The organism is Nocardia sp. NPDC050713 (genome assembly GCF_040654315.1).
Lineage (GTDB): Bacteria > Actinomycetota > Actinomycetes > Mycobacteriales > Mycobacteriaceae > Nocardia.
Genome location: NZ_JBFAHS010000005.1, coordinates 240,915 through 259,875, shown reverse-complemented (window position 1 = coordinate 259,875; position 18,961 = coordinate 240,915). Strand labels below are relative to the sequence as shown.

Annotated in this window: 22 protein-coding genes; 9 read left to right on the top strand and 13 right to left on the bottom strand. The window is 68.5% G+C overall.

The window, feature by feature from the left end:
* Positions 1 to 17: 17 nt before the first annotated feature.
* The 4 genes from AB0H49_RS12680 to AB0H49_RS12665 form a co-directional block, all read right to left on the bottom strand.
* On the bottom strand, positions 18 to 731 hold the full coding sequence (locus tag AB0H49_RS12680; RefSeq protein WP_355001886.1) for a DUF1906 domain-containing protein: 714 nt from the start codon (positions 729 to 731) through the stop codon (positions 18 to 20).
* 164 nt (positions 732 to 895) lie between these two features.
* The gene (locus AB0H49_RS12675) at positions 896 to 2,032 is read right to left on the bottom strand and encodes a hypothetical protein (RefSeq protein WP_357250595.1); all 1,137 of its coding nucleotides are present in this window, start codon (positions 2,030 to 2,032) and stop codon (positions 896 to 898) included.
* A 226-nt stretch (positions 2,033 to 2,258) separates the two neighbouring features.
* Positions 2,259 to 2,858: a CHAP domain-containing protein gene (locus AB0H49_RS12670; RefSeq protein WP_357250592.1), complete on the bottom strand. Its 600-nt coding sequence runs from the start codon at positions 2,856 to 2,858 to the stop codon at positions 2,259 to 2,261.
* A 33-nt stretch (positions 2,859 to 2,891) separates the two neighbouring features.
* Positions 2,892 to 3,548, bottom strand: coding sequence for a TIGR03086 family metal-binding protein (locus AB0H49_RS12665; protein ID WP_357250589.1), 657 nt, complete (start codon positions 3,546 to 3,548; stop codon positions 2,892 to 2,894).
* A gap of 86 nt (positions 3,549 to 3,634) precedes the next feature.
* Between AB0H49_RS12665 and AB0H49_RS12660 the strand changes: the two genes are divergently transcribed.
* Complete coding sequence (locus AB0H49_RS12660; protein ID WP_357250586.1) at positions 3,635 to 4,624, top strand: WYL domain-containing protein; 990 nt, start codon at positions 3,635 to 3,637, stop codon at positions 4,622 to 4,624.
* A 4-nt stretch (positions 4,625 to 4,628) separates the two neighbouring features.
* On the opposite strand, the gene AB0H49_RS12655 is transcribed toward AB0H49_RS12660, so the two are convergent.
* Positions 4,629 to 6,050, bottom strand: a complete 1,422-nt coding sequence (locus tag AB0H49_RS12655) for an MFS transporter (protein ID WP_357250583.1) — start codon at positions 6,048 to 6,050, stop codon at positions 4,629 to 4,631.
* A gap of 75 nt (positions 6,051 to 6,125) precedes the next feature.
* Here AB0H49_RS12655 and AB0H49_RS12650 point away from each other — a divergent pair, with 75 nt between their 5' ends.
* Together AB0H49_RS12650 and AB0H49_RS12645 are read left to right on the top strand one after the other, a co-directional pair.
* A complete protein-coding gene (locus AB0H49_RS12650) occupies positions 6,126 to 6,608 on the top strand; it encodes a MarR family transcriptional regulator (protein WP_357250580.1) in 483 nt (160 codons plus the stop codon).
* 55 nt (positions 6,609 to 6,663) lie between these two features.
* Positions 6,664 to 7,005: a hypothetical protein gene (locus AB0H49_RS12645; RefSeq protein WP_355001893.1), complete on the top strand. Its 342-nt coding sequence runs from the start codon at positions 6,664 to 6,666 to the stop codon at positions 7,003 to 7,005.
* Positions 7,006 to 7,009: 4 nt separating this feature from the next.
* On the opposite strand, the gene AB0H49_RS12640 is transcribed toward AB0H49_RS12645, so the two are convergent.
* A complete protein-coding gene (locus AB0H49_RS12640; RefSeq protein WP_355001894.1) occupies positions 7,010 to 7,825 on the bottom strand; it encodes an AraC family transcriptional regulator in 816 nt (271 codons plus the stop codon).
* A gap of 62 nt (positions 7,826 to 7,887) precedes the next feature.
* Here AB0H49_RS12640 and AB0H49_RS12635 point away from each other — a divergent pair, with 62 nt between their 5' ends.
* From AB0H49_RS12635 to AB0H49_RS12625, 3 genes are all read left to right on the top strand, one after another.
* Entirely contained in the window at positions 7,888 to 8,910 is a 1,023-nt protein-coding gene (locus AB0H49_RS12635; RefSeq protein WP_357250577.1) for a DMT family transporter, read from the top strand.
* A 396-nt stretch (positions 8,911 to 9,306) separates the two neighbouring features.
* Positions 9,307 to 9,864 carry a hypothetical protein gene (locus AB0H49_RS12630; RefSeq protein ID WP_357250574.1) on the top strand — a complete coding sequence of 186 codons (558 nt, stop codon included), beginning with the start codon at positions 9,307 to 9,309 and terminating at the stop codon, positions 9,862 to 9,864.
* Positions 9,861 to 10,826, top strand: a complete 966-nt coding sequence (locus tag AB0H49_RS12625) for a hypothetical protein (protein ID WP_357250571.1) — start codon at positions 9,861 to 9,863, stop codon at positions 10,824 to 10,826. The genes AB0H49_RS12630 and AB0H49_RS12625 overlap by 4 nt, the downstream gene beginning before the upstream one ends.
* A gap of 9 nt (positions 10,827 to 10,835) precedes the next feature.
* Here the strand turns inward: AB0H49_RS12625 and AB0H49_RS12620 are convergent, their stop codons facing one another.
* The gene (locus AB0H49_RS12620) at positions 10,836 to 11,429 is read right to left on the bottom strand and encodes an XRE family transcriptional regulator (protein ID WP_355001898.1); all 594 of its coding nucleotides are present in this window, start codon (positions 11,427 to 11,429) and stop codon (positions 10,836 to 10,838) included.
* A 79-nt stretch (positions 11,430 to 11,508) separates the two neighbouring features.
* Between AB0H49_RS12620 and AB0H49_RS12615 the strand changes: the two genes are divergently transcribed.
* Together AB0H49_RS12615 and AB0H49_RS12610 are read left to right on the top strand one after the other, a co-directional pair.
* Positions 11,509 to 12,573 carry an NAD(P)/FAD-dependent oxidoreductase gene (locus AB0H49_RS12615; protein ID WP_357250568.1) on the top strand — a complete coding sequence of 355 codons (1,065 nt, stop codon included), beginning with the start codon at positions 11,509 to 11,511 and terminating at the stop codon, positions 12,571 to 12,573.
* Positions 12,574 to 12,590: 17 nt separating this feature from the next.
* Complete coding sequence (locus AB0H49_RS12610) at positions 12,591 to 13,202, top strand: methyltransferase domain-containing protein (RefSeq protein ID WP_357250565.1); 612 nt, start codon at positions 12,591 to 12,593, stop codon at positions 13,200 to 13,202.
* 166 nt (positions 13,203 to 13,368) lie between these two features.
* Here AB0H49_RS12610 and AB0H49_RS12605 read toward each other — a convergent pair whose 3' ends face one another.
* The 6 genes from AB0H49_RS12605 to AB0H49_RS12580 form a co-directional block, all read right to left on the bottom strand.
* Positions 13,369 to 13,740, bottom strand: a complete 372-nt coding sequence (locus tag AB0H49_RS12605) for a hypothetical protein (protein ID WP_355001901.1) — start codon at positions 13,738 to 13,740, stop codon at positions 13,369 to 13,371.
* A 1-nt stretch (position 13,741) separates the two neighbouring features.
* Positions 13,742 to 14,227 carry a roadblock/LC7 domain-containing protein gene (locus AB0H49_RS12600; RefSeq protein ID WP_357250562.1) on the bottom strand — a complete coding sequence of 162 codons (486 nt, stop codon included), beginning with the start codon at positions 14,225 to 14,227 and terminating at the stop codon, positions 13,742 to 13,744.
* On the bottom strand, positions 14,224 to 15,219 hold the full coding sequence (locus AB0H49_RS12595; protein WP_357250559.1) for a hypothetical protein: 996 nt from the start codon (positions 15,217 to 15,219) through the stop codon (positions 14,224 to 14,226). Before AB0H49_RS12595 ends, AB0H49_RS12600 begins: the two co-directional genes overlap by 4 nt.
* Complete coding sequence (locus AB0H49_RS12590) at positions 15,209 to 15,601, bottom strand: hypothetical protein (protein ID WP_355001904.1); 393 nt, start codon at positions 15,599 to 15,601, stop codon at positions 15,209 to 15,211. Before AB0H49_RS12590 ends, AB0H49_RS12595 begins: the two co-directional genes overlap by 11 nt.
* A 942-nt stretch (positions 15,602 to 16,543) precedes the next feature.
* The gene (locus tag AB0H49_RS12585; RefSeq protein ID WP_357250555.1) at positions 16,544 to 17,020 is read right to left on the bottom strand and encodes a DUF488 domain-containing protein; all 477 of its coding nucleotides are present in this window, start codon (positions 17,018 to 17,020) and stop codon (positions 16,544 to 16,546) included.
* A 76-nt stretch (positions 17,021 to 17,096) separates the two neighbouring features.
* Positions 17,097 to 17,492 (bottom strand): RidA family protein, encoded by a 396-nt coding sequence (locus AB0H49_RS12580; protein WP_357250985.1) that lies wholly within the window; start codon positions 17,490 to 17,492, stop codon positions 17,097 to 17,099.
* Between the two features lie 135 nt (positions 17,493 to 17,627).
* Between AB0H49_RS12580 and AB0H49_RS12575 the strand changes: the two genes are divergently transcribed.
* Positions 17,628 to 18,659, top strand: coding sequence for a WYL domain-containing protein (locus AB0H49_RS12575; RefSeq protein WP_357250552.1), 1,032 nt, complete (start codon positions 17,628 to 17,630; stop codon positions 18,657 to 18,659).
* Positions 18,660 to 18,961 lie beyond the last annotated feature (302 nt).

The following is an 18,961-nucleotide window of genomic DNA, read 5'->3' as shown; positions in this document are numbered from 1 at the left end:
GTACCTCCGCCCCGCGCTCACCACTGCCCGTATTCGGGCTTCAGGATGTTGTTGAGATCGATGCCGACGCCGTCGATGGCGCGCTTGTCGATCTCGAACTGGTGCAGGTGCGCGGCGGGGTGCACATACCCCTTCGGGGTGCCCCAATTGTGCTGCCAGTACCAAGAACCCAGGCCTGCCGCCCGCGCGAGATCAATCGTCGGCGAGTTGGCGTAGACGCCGACGTTCTGCTTGCCGAGCACCGCTTCCCAGCCGAGCAGGTACGGCGCGATCATGGTCGCGAAGTCGACCGGGGTCGGATTGTCGTCGATCGAGGCGTAGATGGGTCTGCCCTCGGGGCCACCCGCGGCCAGGTGCAGCTCCAGCCCGCGCTCGGCGTGCTCCTTGCCCGCCTCGAGCCCGCCGCGCCAGTCGGCGGTCGGCCCCTTGCCGAACTGATAGCAGGACACGATCTTCAGTCCGGCCTCGGTGAGCGCCTCGGCCTCGCGTGCGAGCAGTGGCTTGCCCACCATCCATTCCGCGCCGGGCCGCCGATCCGAGACATAACGAATGACGCCGACATGACCGGCTTCGAGAATCGCGTCGGCCGAGGGCACGCCACCGGAATAGTCGATCAGCGTGCCGAGTGATCCCGTCGCGGAGGCGGACGCGGCGGTGCCGGTTACCCCCAGCGCGGCGGCCGCGGCGGTATAGGCGAAAAGCTTGCGGCGAGACAGATCGACAGAACGCATCGCAGGACTCCTTCGCGCAACCCCCATTGGCTGGCAGCGGGCCCGGCGCACCTTCCCCAAGGCTCACACGCGCGCCGGGAGCCTCGAACGTGCACTCATTCCACCACATTTCACATTCGAACCGCTAGACCCATTCGACCCACTTACCCCACTTGTCACAGGAGTTACGCGACGCCGTCGATTCGAGCCGCGACGTCGATGGTGCGGCCGGAGCTGTCGCCGAGCTGCTCGCGCACCACCCCGGCCACCTGCGCGACGACCTGCTTCTTGATTCCGGCCAGCGCGCCGAGGGTCGCCGCGCGCACGCCCTTCGCCTTGAAGTCCATCCGGATGTCCCCGGTCGCGGGCGGCGGCACGTCGATGACGATCAGCAGCGGATCGGCCGCCCTGGCGATCAGTACCAGCGGAATCTCGACATCGGCGCGGTACTCGTTCGCCTTGAAGACCTGCACGGTGATGTCCAGGCCGACCGGCAGCGTGAGATCGAACGAGACGAGATCGTCCGGCCCTTCGGGCCGATCGACCAGACGCGGCTGGCGGATCGCGCCACGCACCGTGACGGTCGCCCGGTCTCTAGGCCCGGTTTTCAGCGGCCCGACCTCGATCGGACGCCCCGCCATCTTGTCCACCACCTCGAAGACCCGGTCCCTGGTCACGATGCGGGAGAAGAATCGGTGGCCGAACTCGCCGTAATCGATCCAGTCGAACTCCTCCTGCGCGCGGTGCCGCGACGGCGTGCCCGCGACCATGGCCTCGACGTCGAAGACTCGCCCGCTCTTGGCCTGCGGTTCGGCCAGCATGCTGTTGACCCGGTTGGCGACCTCGCGCTGCACCAGTCCGGCGATCGGGTCGAGCAGCCACTCCCAGGCCGACTCGACCGTCTGGGCGCGCAGCACGAAACTCACGTCGCGGGTGGTGATGGGCGGGATGTCGATGACGATCAGCAGCGGGTCGGCGGTGCGGGCGTGCAGTGTGAGGTCGATTTCGACGACCGCTTCCAGCCGCAGCTTCCGGCCGCCGAGCCGGACCTTGACCGCGAGGGTGAGCGGCACCGTCACCTGGAAGACGACGTGCGGATCATGGCGCAGAACCGTGGGTTCGCCGACTTTGCCCTCGGCGATGAATCCGGCGAGTCCGGGGGGACCGATGTTGAAGGGTCCGATGGCCATGCCGCGCCCCGCCATGGAGGACACCGCGGCCACGATGCGTTCCTCGGTCACCGCGTGGGTGACGAAGCGTTCGCCGAAGGCGGCGTAGTCGATCCAGGACGGGTCGTTCGTCGTTTCCTCGGTCGGCTGCATCAGAGATTCCGAAACCCTCACCTTTCAACGGACAACCGACACGGTACGCGACGAAAGTTTCCGGAGATCGGAACGTTAGGGAACCCTGTCCTGCTGATGAGGGGGTAGCAGGACAGGGTCCGCGATGGCAGCGCTGCCGGGCGCCGCCGACTCCATACTAAGGCTCCGGAAGGGACGCGCCGAGCAATGCGCTCGCCGAACGGGACGCCCTGAGCGGCAATGATTCTCAGAATCGCCCATACCCGACGACGTCCTTCACGTCGGCAACCCGGAATCGGTGGATACGCACCTCGCCGAACTCGTTGCCGCCGATCGTGGTCACCTCGCCGTTCGCCGCCGTGAGCACGATGTTGGTGTGTTGGGTGAACTGGCTCTCCGGGCCGTAGAGCAGCACGTCACCGGTGCGCGGGCGATAGCCGCTGCCGATGGGCGCGAACAGGTCCGCGTCCTCGTAGTACTCCTGGAGGGTGTAGACACCGGGGATCCGCCACGATCCGGAGTTCGGATTCGACAGCGGACGCCCGGCCTCCCGCATCGCCCAGCTCACGAAGTCGGCGCACCAGGGCTCGATCACTCCCTCGGCGTACTTCGGGCCCCCGCCCGGCTCGGCGAACTCGCGCTCCAACACCTCGACCAGCCGGATCTGCGCCGGGTCGAGCGCGGAGCGGTCGATGGCGGGGAAGGCGGCGGGACTCTCGCCGACCACGGCGGGGCGATCCGAGCCGGTCCACCACCAGACCGTGCCCGCGGCGACGGCCGCGACCACGGCCAGCCCCAGCGTCAGCAACAGACCGAGCCGCCCCCGGGTTCTCTGCGGTGCGGACATTCGCCCCCCAATCGCTTCTACGACCATTCATCCTTAAGACGAACGGACGCGGCTCACGGTTCCCGGATCGCGCCCCAGATAGCGCAACAGTTCCGCGACCGCGTCGTCGTTCGGCGCTCCGTCGACGACCGCGGCATAAGCGCCCCACTGCCGCAGCGGTTCCACGATCGCCGTCTCCGGCCCGCCGCCGGGCGCGGGATTCGCCGTGCGGGCCGCCGTCAGTAGAGCCGCGGCCAGTTCCTCGTCGAGCGGCGAGGCCTGACCGGTGGCGACGGCGAGATCCCAGGCGTGCACGGCCGCGTCCAACGCACAGAGCACCGCGGCGACCGGTGTCGGAAGTTCGCCGTGCGGCAACGGCGTCGGCACCGTCGGCGTGTGCTCGGCGACGGTGTCCCACGCGGCGGCGGTCTGTTCGATCGCGTCGCGCACCAGCGCGGTCGGCGAGCCATCGATGGTGCCCGATGGCTCGAAGGGGTTCTCGGCCGGGCCGTTTCCGATGCCGAGGAATTTCGCGTACGCGAGCTGATCGCCCGCGGCGTGCTGAATCACCTGTGTCACATTCCATTCCGAGCACGGTGTCGGCAGGTGCCACTGGTCGTCGCGAATACCGGCGACGGTGTCGGCGAGCGCGCGGTGGGCGGCGGCGAGGGTCTCGCGCCAGACGGAGGTGAGGGCGACATCGGTATGCATGGCTGGCCTTTCGGGTTTCTCGGTGCTGATACCGAGCCTATGAGTCCATTAGGCTGCTTTCGTTCCTAATAGATCGGAAGATGTGCATGGCCGAGACAACCACCCGCGTCCTGCGCCTGCTCTCGCTCCTCCAGGACCGCACCCATTCCGGCCGTGAGCTGGCCGAAAAGCTCGGCGTCACGGATCGCACGCTGCGCAACGACATTCGCAGATTGCGCGACCTGGGCTATCCCGTGCATGCCGAGCGCGGCGCCATCGGCGGCTACCGGCTCGGGCGCGGCTCCACCATGCCGCCGCTGCTGCTCGACGACGACGAGGCCGTCGCGGTGGCCGTGGCGGTCGGACTGGCCGAGGACGGCGCGACCGGCATCGCCGACATCACCGAGCACGTCGGCCGCGCGCTGGCCAAACTCGAGCAGATCCTGCCGAAACGCTTGCAGCGCAAGGTCACCGCGCTGCGCAGCGCCACCGCCGTCGGCCCGGCGACCACCGGCTCGCGCGAGCCGGACGCCCCCATACCGGCCGAGGTGCTCACCACCCTGGCGGGAGCGATCCGCGACCGCGCCACGGTGCGGCTCGACATCGGCACGGCGGCAGACGAATTCAGCGATCCGACGGAGGTCGAGCCGTACCGGCTGATCAACTGGCAGCGCCGCTGGTACCTCGTCGCCTACGTCCTCGACAGCCACACCTGGCGCGCGATACCCGTCGCCAGGGTGCGCCGCGCGGCCGCGGGCACACGCCGCTTCGCCGCCCGCGCGCTGCCCGACGACGATCTCGTCGCCTTCGTCATGCGCCATGTCGCCAGCACCGGCTGGCGCGTGCACGCGCGGGTCACAGTGCTCGCTCCGGCCGAGCGCGTCATCGCCAGGATCAACCCCGCGGTCGGCGTGGTCGAGGCGGTCGACTCGGACACCTGCGTCCTCTACACCGGCGCCGACGCGCTCGAGACCATCGCCATCTACCTCAGCATGCTGATGATGGACTTTCGTGTAGACGGCCCACCGGAACTCGTCGCGCACCTGCGTATGCTGGCCCGCCGCTACACCGACTCGGTCCGGGAGGCGCCGGACTGATCGGTCAGTCCTTCTTGCCCATCGGAACGCAAGCCGTCAGCGCGATGGCCACCACCGCGGCCGCCATGGCGATGAAGAAGGTGGTGTGGAAGCCCTCGCGGGAGGGCAGCAGGTGCGCGCCGAGCGACATCGTCATGTGCGCGAGCACCACGCTCATCACCGCGGAGGAGGTGGAGGTGCCGATCGAGCGCATCAGCGAGTTGAGCCCGTTGGCGGCGGCGGTTTCGGTGATCGGCACCGCGCCCATGATCAACGCGGGCATCGCGGCGTAGGCCAAACCCACACCGCCCGCGACGATCACGGCGGCGAGCATGATCTCCCAGACGTTGTTCATCAACAGCACCGCGCACAGGTAGCCGACGCCGATCACGGCCGAGCCGAGCATCAGGGTCACCTTGGGTCCGCGCGCCGCCGACAAACGCGCCGACACCGGCGAGAGCGCCATCATCACCAAACCGGTTGGAGCCAGCGCCAATCCGGCGCTCACCATGGAGAGACCGAAGCCGTAGCCGGTCTCCTCCGGAGCCATCAGCAGCTGCGGGAAGGTCAGCGACATGCCGTACAGCGAGAAGCCGACGGCGATCGAGGCCAGATTGGTGAACAGCACCCGCGGTCGTGCCGAGACCCGCAGGTCGACCAGCGGCGCGCCCTGCCGAAGTTCGTAGTAGCCCCAGCCGAGGAAGACCACCACCGACACCGCGAACAGCGTCAGGATCGAGGCGCTGGACCAACCCCAGTCCGCGCCCTTGGTGATCGCGACGAGCAGCGCCAACAGCGCCACCGAAAGACCCACGGCCCCACCGAAATCGAAGCGGGCGGGGGTACGCACCGGCGATTCCGGCACGAAAAGGAAGACCAGAACCAGGCACAGCACGCCGAGCGCCGCGGAGCTCCAGAACAGCACGTGCCAGTCCGCGTTCTGCGCGATCGCCGCGGCCACCGGCAGGCCGATCGCACCGCCGACGCCGAGCGTCGCGCTCATGATCGCCATCGCCGAGCCGACCCGCTCGACCGGCAGTTCGTCGCGCATGATGCTGATCCCCAACGGAATAGCGCCGACGGCGGCGCCTTGCAGCGAGCGCCCGATGATCTCCGGCACCAACGAGGAGAAGCTCGCGCAGACCACCGAACCGGCGATGAGAGCGAGCAGATTCGCGAACAGCACACGGCGCTTGCCGAACATGTCGCCGAGACGACCCGCGATCGGCGTGAACACCGCGCCCGCCAGCAGCGTCGAGGTGATCACCCAGGACGCGTTCGAAGCGGAGGTGTCGAGCAATGTCGGCAGCGCGGGAATGATCGGGATGACCAGCGTCTGCATCAGCGAGACGACCACACCGACCGCGCCGAGCGTGGCGATGAGCAGGCCGGGGGCCGGGCGGCGGGTATCGGCCTCGGTGGCGGGCGAGGACGCGGCAATGGACATGCATGTGTACGGTACACATCGTGTGTATGCTGCACAATTTGTCATAGAAGTGATCCAGGCGACATAGTGAGTGCCATGCCAGACCGGGAACCCGCCGACCCAGCGGCGCTGACGCGCCTCGCCTTCGAGCTCGCGCTGCTCTCCCGGCACTTCCCCGCCTCGGTGTTGCGCCGCCCAGGGTTTCAGCTGGACCGCTCGGCCTTTCTGATCCTGACCAGGTTGGAGATCGACAACCCGCTCACCCTTCGCGAACTCGCCGGCGCCTTCCGCCTCGACATCTCCACCATCAACCGGCAGGTCGGCGCCATGCTCAAGCACGGTCTGGTGGAACGGGTTCCGGATCCCGAAGGCGGTATCGCGCGCAAGATCCGAGCCAGCGCCAAGGGCATGGAGCTGCTCGCCGCCGACCGCGCCCAGAGCCGCGACGGCATCGGCGCCGTGGTCGCCGAGTGGTCCGAGTCCGATATCGGTCAGCTCAGCGCGCTGGTCGCGCGTTTCAACGAGTCCATCGAACACCTCGAGCACAACCCGTGGCCGCGGCCGCCCGCGGCGCGCTGAGCTCGACTTCGCCGAATCCCCTGCGGCGCAGCAGGGGCGCACTATGCTCCCGACGATGGGAGAACTTCGGCATTCCCGGCGCCACGGCACGGTCCGACCGAGCTGGTTCGCCTGGGACAACTACCTGATCGGCGTCGTCGGTCTCGCCTTCGCCGTCGCTTTCGGCACGGCCGCCGCGATCCTCGCCCAAGCGGGGCACTATCCGCCCGCCTTCGCGGTCGCGGCGTTCGCGGCGCTGTTCGCCGCACCCGCCGCGGTGCAGGCGATCGGGGAACTGCTCTCGGGACTGATGCTGGTGGGCATGCTGCTCGGTTCGATCGTGCTACTGCCCGCGCTGTTGGTCAGCCCGGCCGTGCGCCGCTGGGCGAAGCGGCGCTGGGCGCGGGCCACGGCCTGAGCGTTCAGCCCGCGCGCGAATACACGCCGGGCGTGATGCCGTAGCAGCGGCGGAACCAGCGGGTCAGGTGCGCTTGATCGGCGAAGCCAGCGGCCACCGCGGCCTCGGCGACCGGGCGGCCCGCCGCGATCAACCGCCGCGCCGCCCGCAGCCGCAGGATGCGCTGGTAATCGCTCGGCGCCAGACCGTAATTCGCGCGGAAGGCGCGGTAGAGCGCGAAGCGGCTGGCGCCCGTCGCGGTGACGAGATCGTCCATCGACAGCGTCTCCAGATAGCGCTCGTCCAGCACATCGCGCACGCGGCGCGCGATCGCGCCGTTGCCGCCGCCGATCACTGTTCTGGTGCGCGGAGTACGTGCGCCGCGCTGCACCAGCGCCGCCACCGTGGCGGAAAGCGCTTCGTCCCTCGCCAATTCGGTGGCGGGCGAGGTCAGGCTCGCGTACAGCCTGCCGAGCGCGCCAGCGAGCAACGGATCGTGCAGGACCGGTTCGGCGAACAGCGGCAGGCCAGCGGGGCGACCGGCCCGGTCGGACAGCAGGTCGGTGATCAGCTCGGTGCCGATGTGCACGATTCGATAGGTGAAACCCGCCTCGGTGGCGCTGTGCCCGTCGTGCGGTTCGTCCGGGTTGAACGCCATCACCATGCCCGCCGCGCTGACCCGGGCAGCGCCGCGACAGTCGAAACTCTGCGCGCCGAAGTCGGTGAGGCCGAACGAGTAGGTCTCGTGCGCGTGCGGGTGGTAGACGTGCCGCTCGAAGTGGGCGCGCATCACCTCCACCGGCCGGTCCGGCATCCGCCGATATTCGACCCATTCGCTCACCGCCCCATTCTCCCCGCACCAGCGTTCAAGACGCCCGGGCGGTCCGCGCCGAGTATCGAGACGTGCGTATCCGTCTGCTGTTGATCCTGGTCATGGCCCTGTGGGGCAGCGCTTTCGCCTCGTCCAAAGCCGCCGTCGGCGAAGTCCCGCACGAGGTGGCGGGGTTCCTGCGGTTCCTCGGCGGCACCCTCGTGCTGCTGGCCGTCCTGCGCGCGCCCCGGCTGCCCGCCGGCGAAGTGCCGCGCGTCGCGGGCGTCGGCATGGTCGGCGTGTTCGGCTACAACGCGCTGTTCTTCCTCGGCCTTTCCTTGGCGCCCGCGGCCGACGGGAGTGTGATCGTGCCGATGGCCGCGCCCATCTTCACGGTCGCGGTCGGCGTCCTGCTCGGGCGCGTCCGACTGTCCGGGATGCGGTTGCTCGGGCTGGTTCTCGCGGTAAGCGGCGGGTTCGTGTTCTTCCTCGGCATTCCGGATACCGGAAACACCCGCCTGCTCGGCGACCTGACCTTTCTCGGCGCAGCGGCCTGTTGGTCGGCCTACACGCTGCTCGGCGCGCCGCTACTGAGCCGAATGCCCGCGGCCACCGTCACCGTCTACGCGACCGCAGCGGGAACCGCCGCCCTCGGGCTGCTCGCCATACCCGCCTTCGGTGACGTGCGATGGTCGGAACTGGGCCCCGGATTTTGGCTCAACCAGGCGTATCTCGGCGCGCTGCCGACGGCGCTCGCGTACGTCCTGTACTACCGTGCGGTCGGCCAGGTCGGGCCGACCACCGCCACCTCCGCGATGTTCCTCGTCCCGGCCTTCGGGTTGACGTGCGCATGGGTGGTACTCGGGGAGTCCATTGCTCCGTTGCAGGGGATCGGGGCCGGGTTGATGTTCGTTGGGGCATGGGTGAATACGCGTCCGGCGATCGATGATTCGGTGCAGACGACGGCGGATCCTGGCCGAGTCGTCGTCGAAGACGATTGTGTGGCGGCGAGTTCCGAGACGCGGTCGGACGAGCGTTGCGCCTCGGCGGTCGATCCCGCTTCGGCGGCGGCTGATTCCGTCTCGGCGGCGGCTGATTCCGTGCGGCCGAACTAGATTCATCGGATGGATCGAACCGGTCCGGTGCAGGGTGGTGATCGCGTGGATCATCCTTGCTCGACCCCGTGCACATCCCGCTCATCGGCCGGATTTTCTGGCGTCTCGGTGCCGCCGCACTGAAGGCGGTGGAGCGGTCCGCGGTGGTGCGGGCTGCTGGACAACCAATCATAAAGTACTCCGGTCATCACCTGGCACTGACCGCGCCGGACACCGTTGCCGAGCAGCTGATCGCGGCCGTCGGCGCTTCGCTCCTCCGGGTGGTCGCAAGCGGTGGCGCGGCTGAGAATCGCCGCGATCGAACAGCATTCGAGACCGGACGGTTCGAAGGTCGGAGGTTTGGATGCGGCGGAACGAGGCACTACCGCTTCGACAGACTCGTCGAAGGAGAAACCCGTGTCATCCGCAATGGTGGCCGTGGCGATCGTGGCGGTGCTCGTCGCGCTCACGGCCGTACTGCTCTTGTCCTGGCCTTTGCTGCGAACTCGCCGCTTGCGCAAACGATTCGGACCCGAATACGACCGGGCCGTCGAGCAGCGGGACGGCCGCCGCGCCGCCGAACGCGAACTACGCGAACGCGAACTCCGCCACGCCGAACTCGAGCTACGGGACCTCTCCGAGGACCAGCGGAAGCAGTACACCGCTCGGTGGGCCGACGTGCAGGAACGCTTCGTAGACGACCCCGCCGCGGCGCTCGCCGACGCCGACCGCCTCGTCACCAGCGTCATGTCCGATCGCGGCTACCCCGCGGAAAGCTACGACCAGCAGCTGGCCGACCTCTCCGTCGAACACGCCCCCGCCCTCGGCCACTACCGCAGCGCCCACGCCATCGCGGCCCGCAGCAATGGCGACACCAACACCGAGGACATGCGCACCGCCATCGTGCACTACCGCGAACTCTTCCACGACCTCCTCAACGGCCGGACCCGCCAGACCAAGGACGCCCTCTCATGAACACCGATCACACCGAAACCCGCCGCACCACCACCGAATCGCGCACCGCTCCACACGATCCCACGCCGGGTGATCACCTCGACGCGCGCGGCGCCAGCTCCGCGCCGCGCGACATCGAAGCTGGCGGCGCCAACTCCGCGCCCGGCGACAACATCGAAGCACGCAGCGCCAACCCCGCGCCCGGCGACAACAACGAAGCACGCAGCGCCAACCCCGCGCCGGGCAACAACAACGAGGCACGTGGCGCCACTTCCGCGCTGGGCGACAACGAAGCTCGCGGCGCGAACTCCGCGCCGGGCAACAACATCGAAACCCGCAGCGCGAAGTCCGCGCCGGGCAACAACAACGAATCACGCAGCGCCACTTCCGAGCCGAACGCCAACCTCGAAGCACGCAGCGCCACTTCCGCGCCGGGCGACAACAAAGCACACGGCGCCAACCCCGCGCCGGGCAACGCCATCGATGCGCCCGGCACCACCGACTCAGCATCGAGCACGGACCGCGAGGCGCGCACCGCCGCCCACCTCACGCCCACCGACGCGCACCTGAACACGTCGGGCGACATCCCGAACAGCGACCACGCAGCCCCGAGCACCGGCACACGCGATGCCAGCACCGCGGAGGCCGTGGGCGGCGACCGAGCCCACGACAACACCACCGCCGCGACCCCGAACGGCAAATCCACCGCTGCCCGCGACGAACCCATCCCCCTCTTCACCGAAGCCGAGATCGAACGCCTCCGCACCGAATGGCGCACGGTCCAAGGCTCTTTCATCGACAACCCCCGCGACGCGGTCTCCCGCGCCGACAACCTCGTCGCCAACACCATCGACCACCTCACCGCGGCCTACTCCGAACACCGCCGCGGCCTCACCACCCGCTGGTCCCAGGACCCCGACACCGAGGACCTCCGCAACACCCTCCGCGCCTACCGCACCTTCTTCAACCAACTCCTGCCCTGAATCGAATTGTCACTCTCCGCGTTTCGACTTCGGTCGGACGCGGAAGTGAGCACGTTCGCCCTGTTTGCCGAAGAGGCTGAGAAATTCGACTGGTTCGGCGTCGGCGGCGCCGAACCAGTGGGGTATGTGGGTGTCGAATTCGGCCGCTTCGCCAGGGACCAGTTTCAGATCGTGCTCGCCGAGGATGACGCGGAGGCGTCCGTTCAGGACGTAGACCCATTCGTACCCTTCGTGGGTCTGGGGCCGAGGTTGCACGCGGGGGTCGGCGGGCGGCAGGACGATCTTGTATGCCTGGATGCCGCCCGCGCGACGGGTCAGCGGAACCATGGTCATGCCGTGCTGTGTGACCGGTCGCAGGTGGATGCGCGGATCGCCGGTGGGCGGCGCGTCGACGAGCTCGTCCAGCGTGACGCCGTGCGCCTTGGCGAGCGGCAGCAGCAGTTCGAGAGTGGGCCGCCGCGCGCCGGACTCCAGTCGGGAGAGGGTGCTCACGGATATCCCGGTGGTCGCCGAAAGATCGGCCAGCGTGGTTTCGCGCTGGCGACGCAGGGCACGCAGTCGGGGACCGACCGCGTCGAGTGCTCGGTCGAGGCCGTCGTCCATGGGACCAGTTTGCCAGAGTGGCAAACAAAGTTGCCAGTTCGGCGGCGGGGCTCGCATAGTCGTCGCAGGAGGTGGTCACGTGACCGATCAACTGAGAGACAGCTATGACGTGGTAGTGATCGGCGGCGGCGCCGCGGGACTGAGCGGCGCGCTCATGCTCGGCCGATCGCGACGCTCGGTGCTGGTGATCGACGCGGGCGCGCCGCGCAACGCACCGGCCGACGGCGTGCACGGCCTGCTCGCGCGGGAGGGCATGCCGCCCGCCGAGCTGCTCGAACGCGGCCGCGCGGAGGTCCGGCAGTTCGGCGTTCAGCTCGTTTCCGGCGAGGTGCGCGACGCGAGCCGGGACGGCGACGGATTCACGCTGACGACGGCCGACGGCCGGACGGTCCGCGCCCGCAGGTTGCTGCTCGCGACCGGCTTGGTCGACGAGTTGCCCGACGTCCCAGGCCTGCGCGAACGTTGGGGTCGCGACGTGCTGCACTGCCCCTACTGCCACGGTTGGGAAGTGCGCGACCGAGCGATCGGCGTGCTCGCCACCGGTCCGATGTCGGTCCACCAGGCGCTGCTGTTCCGGCAGCTGAGCACCGACGTGGTGTTCTTCACCGACACGACCACACCGACACACGAGGAGACGGTGCAGCTCGCCGCGCGCGGCATCCGGTTGGTCGAGGGCGGGATCGCCGACCTGGTCATCGCCGACGATCGCATCACCGGCGTGCGGCTGAGCGACGGCACGGTGATCGAACGCGAGGTCGTCGCGGTCGGGTCGCGCATGGTGGCGCGGGCCCAGTTCCTCGCGACGCTCGGATTGCGCACCAGCGAGCACCCGATGGGCGAGTTCATCGCGGCAGATCCGACCGGCCGCACCGAGGTGCCCGGCGTGTGGGCAGCGGGCAATATCACCGACTTGGCCGCCCAAGTCGGTGCTGCGGCCGCCGCGGGTGCCACGGCGGGCGCGCAGATCAACGCCGACCTGGTCGCCGAAGAGACCCGAAACGCGGTCGTCGCCTACTCGAGCGCCGACGGACGCGGTCCGGCACCGGACCACCGCACGTGGCCGAGGCACGCGGAACCGTTCTCGGCCGACACCGAAGCGCGCCTGAGCGAGGCGAACTCCGGCGCCAGCCGCCACGGCCTGTGAACGACGAAAGGAGCACCGTGTCCGAACAACTCGACCACGCCTTCTGGGAGAACCGCTACCGCACGACGACTCCGCACGTCCAACCCAACCCACACCTGACGGTGGAGGCGGCGGAACTGCCGCCGGGGCGCGCCCTGGATGCGGGCTGCGGCGAAGGCGCGGAAGCGGTTTGGCTCGCCGCGCACGGCTGGCGGGTGACGGCCGTCGACTTCGCCACCGCGGCACTCGAGCGCGCCCGCGAGCGCGCCGATATCCGCGGTCCCGAGGTGGCCGATCGAATCGATTGGCTCACAGCGGATCTGACCGAATGGACGCCGCCGGAGAGCAGCTTCGACTTGGTCTGCTCCCACTACGCCCACCCCGTCACCGGAGCCGAAACCTTGCTGCGCCGACTGGCCCCAGCGGTCGCACCCGGCGGCACACTCCTCATCGTCGGCCATCATCCGACGGACGCGCATTCGACAGCGCACGCCTCCGGAGTGCACGTCACGGCGGAAAGCCTGGCGGCGAAGCTGGATCCCACCCGCTGGGAAATCATGGTGGCGGAGAACAGATCTCGAACGGTGACGCACGGCAGTCACCAAATCGAGCTTCGCGACGCCGTGCTTGTGGCCCGGAAACATCGCTGACTCGGCCGCTTCGGGCTACCTGGTGTGCCCTGCGCGTGACCGGTTGTGGCGGAACGACCTGGACGACATGCTTCGTCCACTTCCACACGGCCGCCGCCTTGCCCAACCCTGAAGACCCCCAATGGTTCCCGGCCGCGGCGGCGGCGCACTGACCGCCGCGAGCGGGTCAGACCTCCAGGTCCTCTTCGATGCCGCGCAGGTGGTGCCTGGCGAGCGCCAGGTTGGCCCGTCCGCGGTCGAGGGCGAGATAGAGGAAGAGGCCTTTGGATTTGCGGCCGGTCATCGGGCGGATGATGTGGTACTGGCCGGAGAGGGTGATGAGGATGTCCTCGATGTCGTCATTGAGACCGAGCTGCTCCATGGTCCGCAGCTTGGCGCGCACCACTTCGGTGTTACCCGCCGCGGCGACCTGCAGGTCCAACGACTTCGAGCTCCCGAGCATTCCGAGCGCCATGCCACTGTTGTAGTCCACGACGGCGGCACCGACCGCACCGTCGATCACCATCATGTCCTTGAGCGCCAGATCGAGATTCGTCATTTCATTCCTTTCGATGGGTGTGCACTGCCCGGTCCTTTCCGGGCTTTGTCGCCAGCGCCGCCAGATGATCGACGATCGCGCGGGCCACCGGACGCGACTCCAGGTGGAGCCGGCCGACGTTCACTTCGGGTCCGGCCAGTACGGTCAGCGAGGCCCAGCCCGCCGCGTAGATCACCACGTGTCCCTCGGTGCCGCGCACCACGACCTCGTGGAAGCCGCCGCCGTTGGCGGTGGCGGACAGCCGGTACGACAGCGCCAGATGCGAAGCCGACAGCGCTGCCATTCCGTCGGGTTCGATGTGTGCGGGCAGGTCGTGGGCGATCAGCAATCCATCGCCGGAGGAGACCAGCGCGCCGGTCGATTGCGGCACCCGATCCCGCAGCATCTTCAGTTCCGCGAGCACCGCCGCGTTCGGTTCGGGTCCGGACATCGCCACCTTGGTAAACCTTCCCATCCAATCGCCGAGCAATTTCTTTCGCGCGGTCACGCAAGCTCCTCCAACGCCGCCCGCAGGCGAACCAGCACATCGCGGTCCACGGGCTCCCACTGTTCCGCGGTCGGCGGCAGGGCCGACCGCACCCGGCGGCGTAGTGGTGGCGCGGTGGGGTCGCTGATCCGAGGTATCGGCGCGGACGGCTCGTCTTCTCGCGCACGGCCGAAATCTCCGGCCGGCGACTCGATCTCGATGACGCGCCCTCCGGCGGGCGCCCCGGTGCGCGTGGCCAATTCGGTAACGCCCGGCCCGGTCATCTTGGCGTGCTTGCCATTTCGCGTGTCGGTGCGAGCACCCTGCGATCCGCTGTACGGCTCGAACCCCGCACCCCAGTGGGCAGTGTGCCTTCCTCGATCGACGACTGGACTGGGCGGCTTGATCAAGCCCGCCGCGGTCAATTCCCGCACCGCCTCCAGACATCCGTACGTGGTGCGGCCGAGGTCGCGCGCGATTCCGGTGATACTGCGCTGGGTATCCGCCGCCGCGAGCACCTCGGCCTGGCCCGCCGTGAGCACCACCTGCCGCCGCCGGACGCGCCGCACCGGAACTACCGGAGCCCGGTCGACCAGCTCGGCAGGCCAGGGTCCGGACTCCGGATCACCGCGCCGCGCGCATTCCTGCACCAGTGCGCGCGGCGTGATGTGACAGACCGGGGCGAGCCAGTGCGGCGGAGCGGGCCGGAACTCGGGGACGGCGGACGACGCGAGCAGAAAATACGCCGCATCGAAAACCGAAAGCAGCGCAAGGGTTTCCAGTCGCGGGCGGTTCAGCACCTGACCCGGGTCGCCCGAACCCGCTTGCCGCCAATCCTCCGCGGTGGCCACGCCCGCCTCCACCACGAGCCGGTCCAATCCGGTCGCCCTGCGGCAATCGGCGGAGGCGATCACGCCGCCGGTGAGATGAAACGCGCCATCGCCCGCGCGCAACACACCCGTACTCCCTTCCTTTTCCAGCCGCCGCAGCTCGACCGCGAGTTCAACGCCCATGACCGTCCTCGGCGAATTCCGCCAGAATTGCTCGCAGCTGGAATCGCGCCATAGCCAGATTCCCGGTGTCGTCGTCGCACAGGAGGTGCACGAAAAGCCGTCCGTCGAAATCGCCGTCCACCAGATTCAGCAAGTGAAATCCGCGGGTACCGCACACGATGATCTCGGTGAGATCGTCACCGTCGCGACCGGTGGCCAGCGCCGAGCAGCCGAGCACGGCGCGCACCACATCCGTTGTGGCCGCGGCATCTTCGTGCTCGTCGACCAGGTCGTGCTCCCCGGCAGCGGCGATCGCCAGACCACTCGCGCCGTCCACCATCGTCACGCTGCGCGCACCCGGAATGTCCATGATGCGTTTCAGGCAGCCCTCAATTCCGATCACCGTGCCACCGCTTGTCTGTGAGGGATTCAGCGAGTCCCGACGCTACACACGCCCAGTGACCGATGTACAGCTATCGCCGGGAAATTTCTCAGCACACAACGCATTTCCCATGGAAACGAGAAAAGAATACCCTTCGGTATTTGAAACCTACCGGTAGTTAAGGGACTTTTGTCATCTCGCTTTGCGAAATTAGGTTGCCCACAATGCGGAAGACTCGCGCTGCAGGATTCATTTCGTACCGGTAGGCTCTACACAGCTATCCATGCGCGCTCGTGCTCGCAAACTTTGTTGCCGCCCAGTGTTTTTGGGGAGCGCGCTGCGCAGCGGACGCGGACTCGCCGTGACGATGGCACAATTGCGCCGCGCAGCCGAAGGTGGCGTGGGCCGCGCATGGCGCGAGGGCGAATAGAAGAGCGAGTACGCCGCTCTCGACCAGACTCGACGAGTTTTCGAACGGTCGAATTCGGCTGGCGCGGTGCAACGCTCTCGACCGACAGCAATCTCACCAATCACGCGGAGCGACCACTTCGTCGGTTTTGTCGCTGCCCTCGACCAGGGACACGGAGCCGACTCGAATCCATTCCGCCCAGCTTCGTCAACCGGCCGCTCCGACCTGCTTGCGCATCAGGCATTGGGATCTGATCAGCCCCCTCTACGCCGCGCCTCCTCTTCGGACTTGGGCAGTCGGACGCCGTCATGCGTCGCGAAACGGCGCGCTCGGCGTCAGCTCGGCGGCGGGTTCGCCTCCGGCTCGGCGGCGGGCTCGGCCCCGACTCGACGGCGGGCTCGGCCCCGACTCGACGGCGGGTTCGGCGTCGGCTCGGCGGCGGGTTCGCCTCCGGCTCGGCGGCGGGCTCAGCCCCGACTCGACGGCGTTTGTTCGGCCCCGACTCGGCGGCGGGTTCGGCGTCGTCGGATCTGACGACCGGTGACAGGCCTGGCTCAACCCGGGCGAAGGTCCTTAATCGGCAGCCCGTGCTCGACACGCAGACGCTCGGCCACGAGCGAGCGGTGACATGCCTCCGGATCGCACTCGACACAGAAAAGCGCGGTCACCGCGTCGCTCGGAAGCTCGGCCACGAGCGCGCCGAGGTCGAACGGGTCGAGGATCTCACGGGTGTAGCGCTCGGCGTACTCGGGCGCGAGCGCGATGCGGTTGCGCTTGCCCACGCCTTGCCGGTCGTCCTCGCGATATTGGAGCTGACGCAGCTCGGTAGTCGGCGCCAGCCCCTTCACATGCCGGTAGCCGATGCCCGCCGCGGCGAGCATGCTCTGGAGCCGTGCCGAGTTCGCCCAGGAGTAGTCGGGGCCTCGAACCCCCCGGCGCTGGCGGAGGTCGAGTAGCAACCCCACGCCTGCGCCGGTGAGCTCGTCGAGGAAGGTTTCGGCGGTAAAGCCGTAGACGCCGATCGTCACCATTCCGACCACCGGGATATCACCCACCTGCCTGCTATCGTGCCGGTTCCGCTTGTCCCGCCGAGGTGGCGCGATCGCCTCAGGCGACGGCGGTCCCCTCGAGCTCCACCATCAGGACAGGGATCGCCAACCGTGTCACCCCGAGCATCGTGGTGGCCGGCGCCACCCCGGCGGCGCCCAATCGCGACGCCAGCACTCCGTAGTGCTGGAAAAGCAGATCGACGTCGGTGGTGTAGACGTTGAGCCGGACGAGGTTCGCGAGGGACATGCCCGCCTCACCGAGAACGGCCTCCAGGTTGTCGAGGCTCAGCGCCAACTGCGCCGCCATGTCACCGGCGTGTTGCGGCTCGCCGTCACCGCTCATCGCGGTCTGCCCGGCGCAATACAGGGTCCGGGTGTGCCCCGAGACGATCTCGCCCTGGTTGTACCCCAACTTCACCGACCACGGCCACGGATTGATCGCCGTCCGCTCCATCGCCCCGTCAGCGCCGGTCGAGTCCTCGAGAGTCCGTGCGTCCATCGGCTCGGTAACCATCTTCTTTGTCATGCTGGACAGCCTCTCAGCCAATACACGACATCTTGTGTCGTGTATTGCTGACATAATTTTCGTATGCGCGCTGACCGGTTGGTCTCGCTGGTGCTGCTGCTGCGCCAGCACGGTCGGCTGTCCGCGACCGCGCTGGCCCGCGAGCTTGAGGTGTCCACCCGCACCGTGCTGCGCGATATCGAGGCGCTGTCCGCGGCCGGTGTCCCGGTCTACGCCGAACGCGGCAGGCACGGCGGTTTCGCGTTGTTGCCCGGCTTCCAGACCGAGCTCACCGGACTGAACCACGACGAGGCACTTGCCCTGCTGGTGGCCGGATCCCGGCGTGGCGCACAGGCATTCGGCCTCGGCTCGGCGCTAGCGTCGGCCATGCGCAAGGTGGTCGACGCGCTGCCCGAAAGTTATCGGGCCACCGCGGCCGGTGCGGCCCAGCGATTGCTCATCGATCCCGAGACCGATCTCCTCTCGCGCCGGCTGGTCACCGAGGAGGCGCCCGACGCCGTAGTGACCGAGGTTCGGCGCGCGGTGTTCGCCGGACGCAAGCTGCGCATCCACTACGCGGCCGTGAACCAGACCCCGAAATGGCGCACGGTGGACCCGATCGGCCTGGTCACCGCCCGCGGGCACGGCTACTTGCTGGCCACGCGGTCCGGCGCGGACCGCACCTACCGACTGTCTCGAATCTTGGCCGCCGAGGAACTCCCCGAACCCGCACAGCGACCGGACCGGGTCGACCTGGACCGGGCCTGGCAGGAACGCAGCACGCGGTTTCGGACCGGCGGCGACCAGGTCAGCGTGCTGGCACGGGTGGACCCGGCGCGGAGGGAGGAGCTGGTGGGCACCGCGCTTGCCGTCCGCTCCGAAGAAGCCGACGCAGACGGCCGACTGCGACTGGAAGCGACATTCCAAGATTCGAGACATGCGGAATGGGCGCTGTGGCAGCTCGCCGCCGACGCGGAAGTCCTTGCCCCGCAATGGCTGCGTACCTCCCTACGCGATCGCGCCGCCGCGGTCGCCACCTGCTACGGAGAGTCATACGGCCCACCGCCGAACGCTTCCGAAAGTTCCGGCAGTGACTCTCACCCGGCATCCCGCTGAGCGACCAGAAATGGGCAATGACGTTGGCGAGACTCGAGTTCCGCTTCCGTCTGTCTGGAAGCGCACCCTCGCCGACGACCAGCTGGCCGCCATCACCGCGCCCTGCTGCCCCTTTCGGCGCCGATACCAGGTGCGCACCTCGCGTACCGCGGTTCGCCTCTGTCGACAGTGCGATGCGCGGGCCGACCCGTTGCACGAATTGAACTGTCCGGCAGCAGGAGTCGCGGTCGCATGTAACATCCCACGACACAGCGGCGGATACATCCTATGAAATCGACCACTACACGATCGGAGACTTCGTG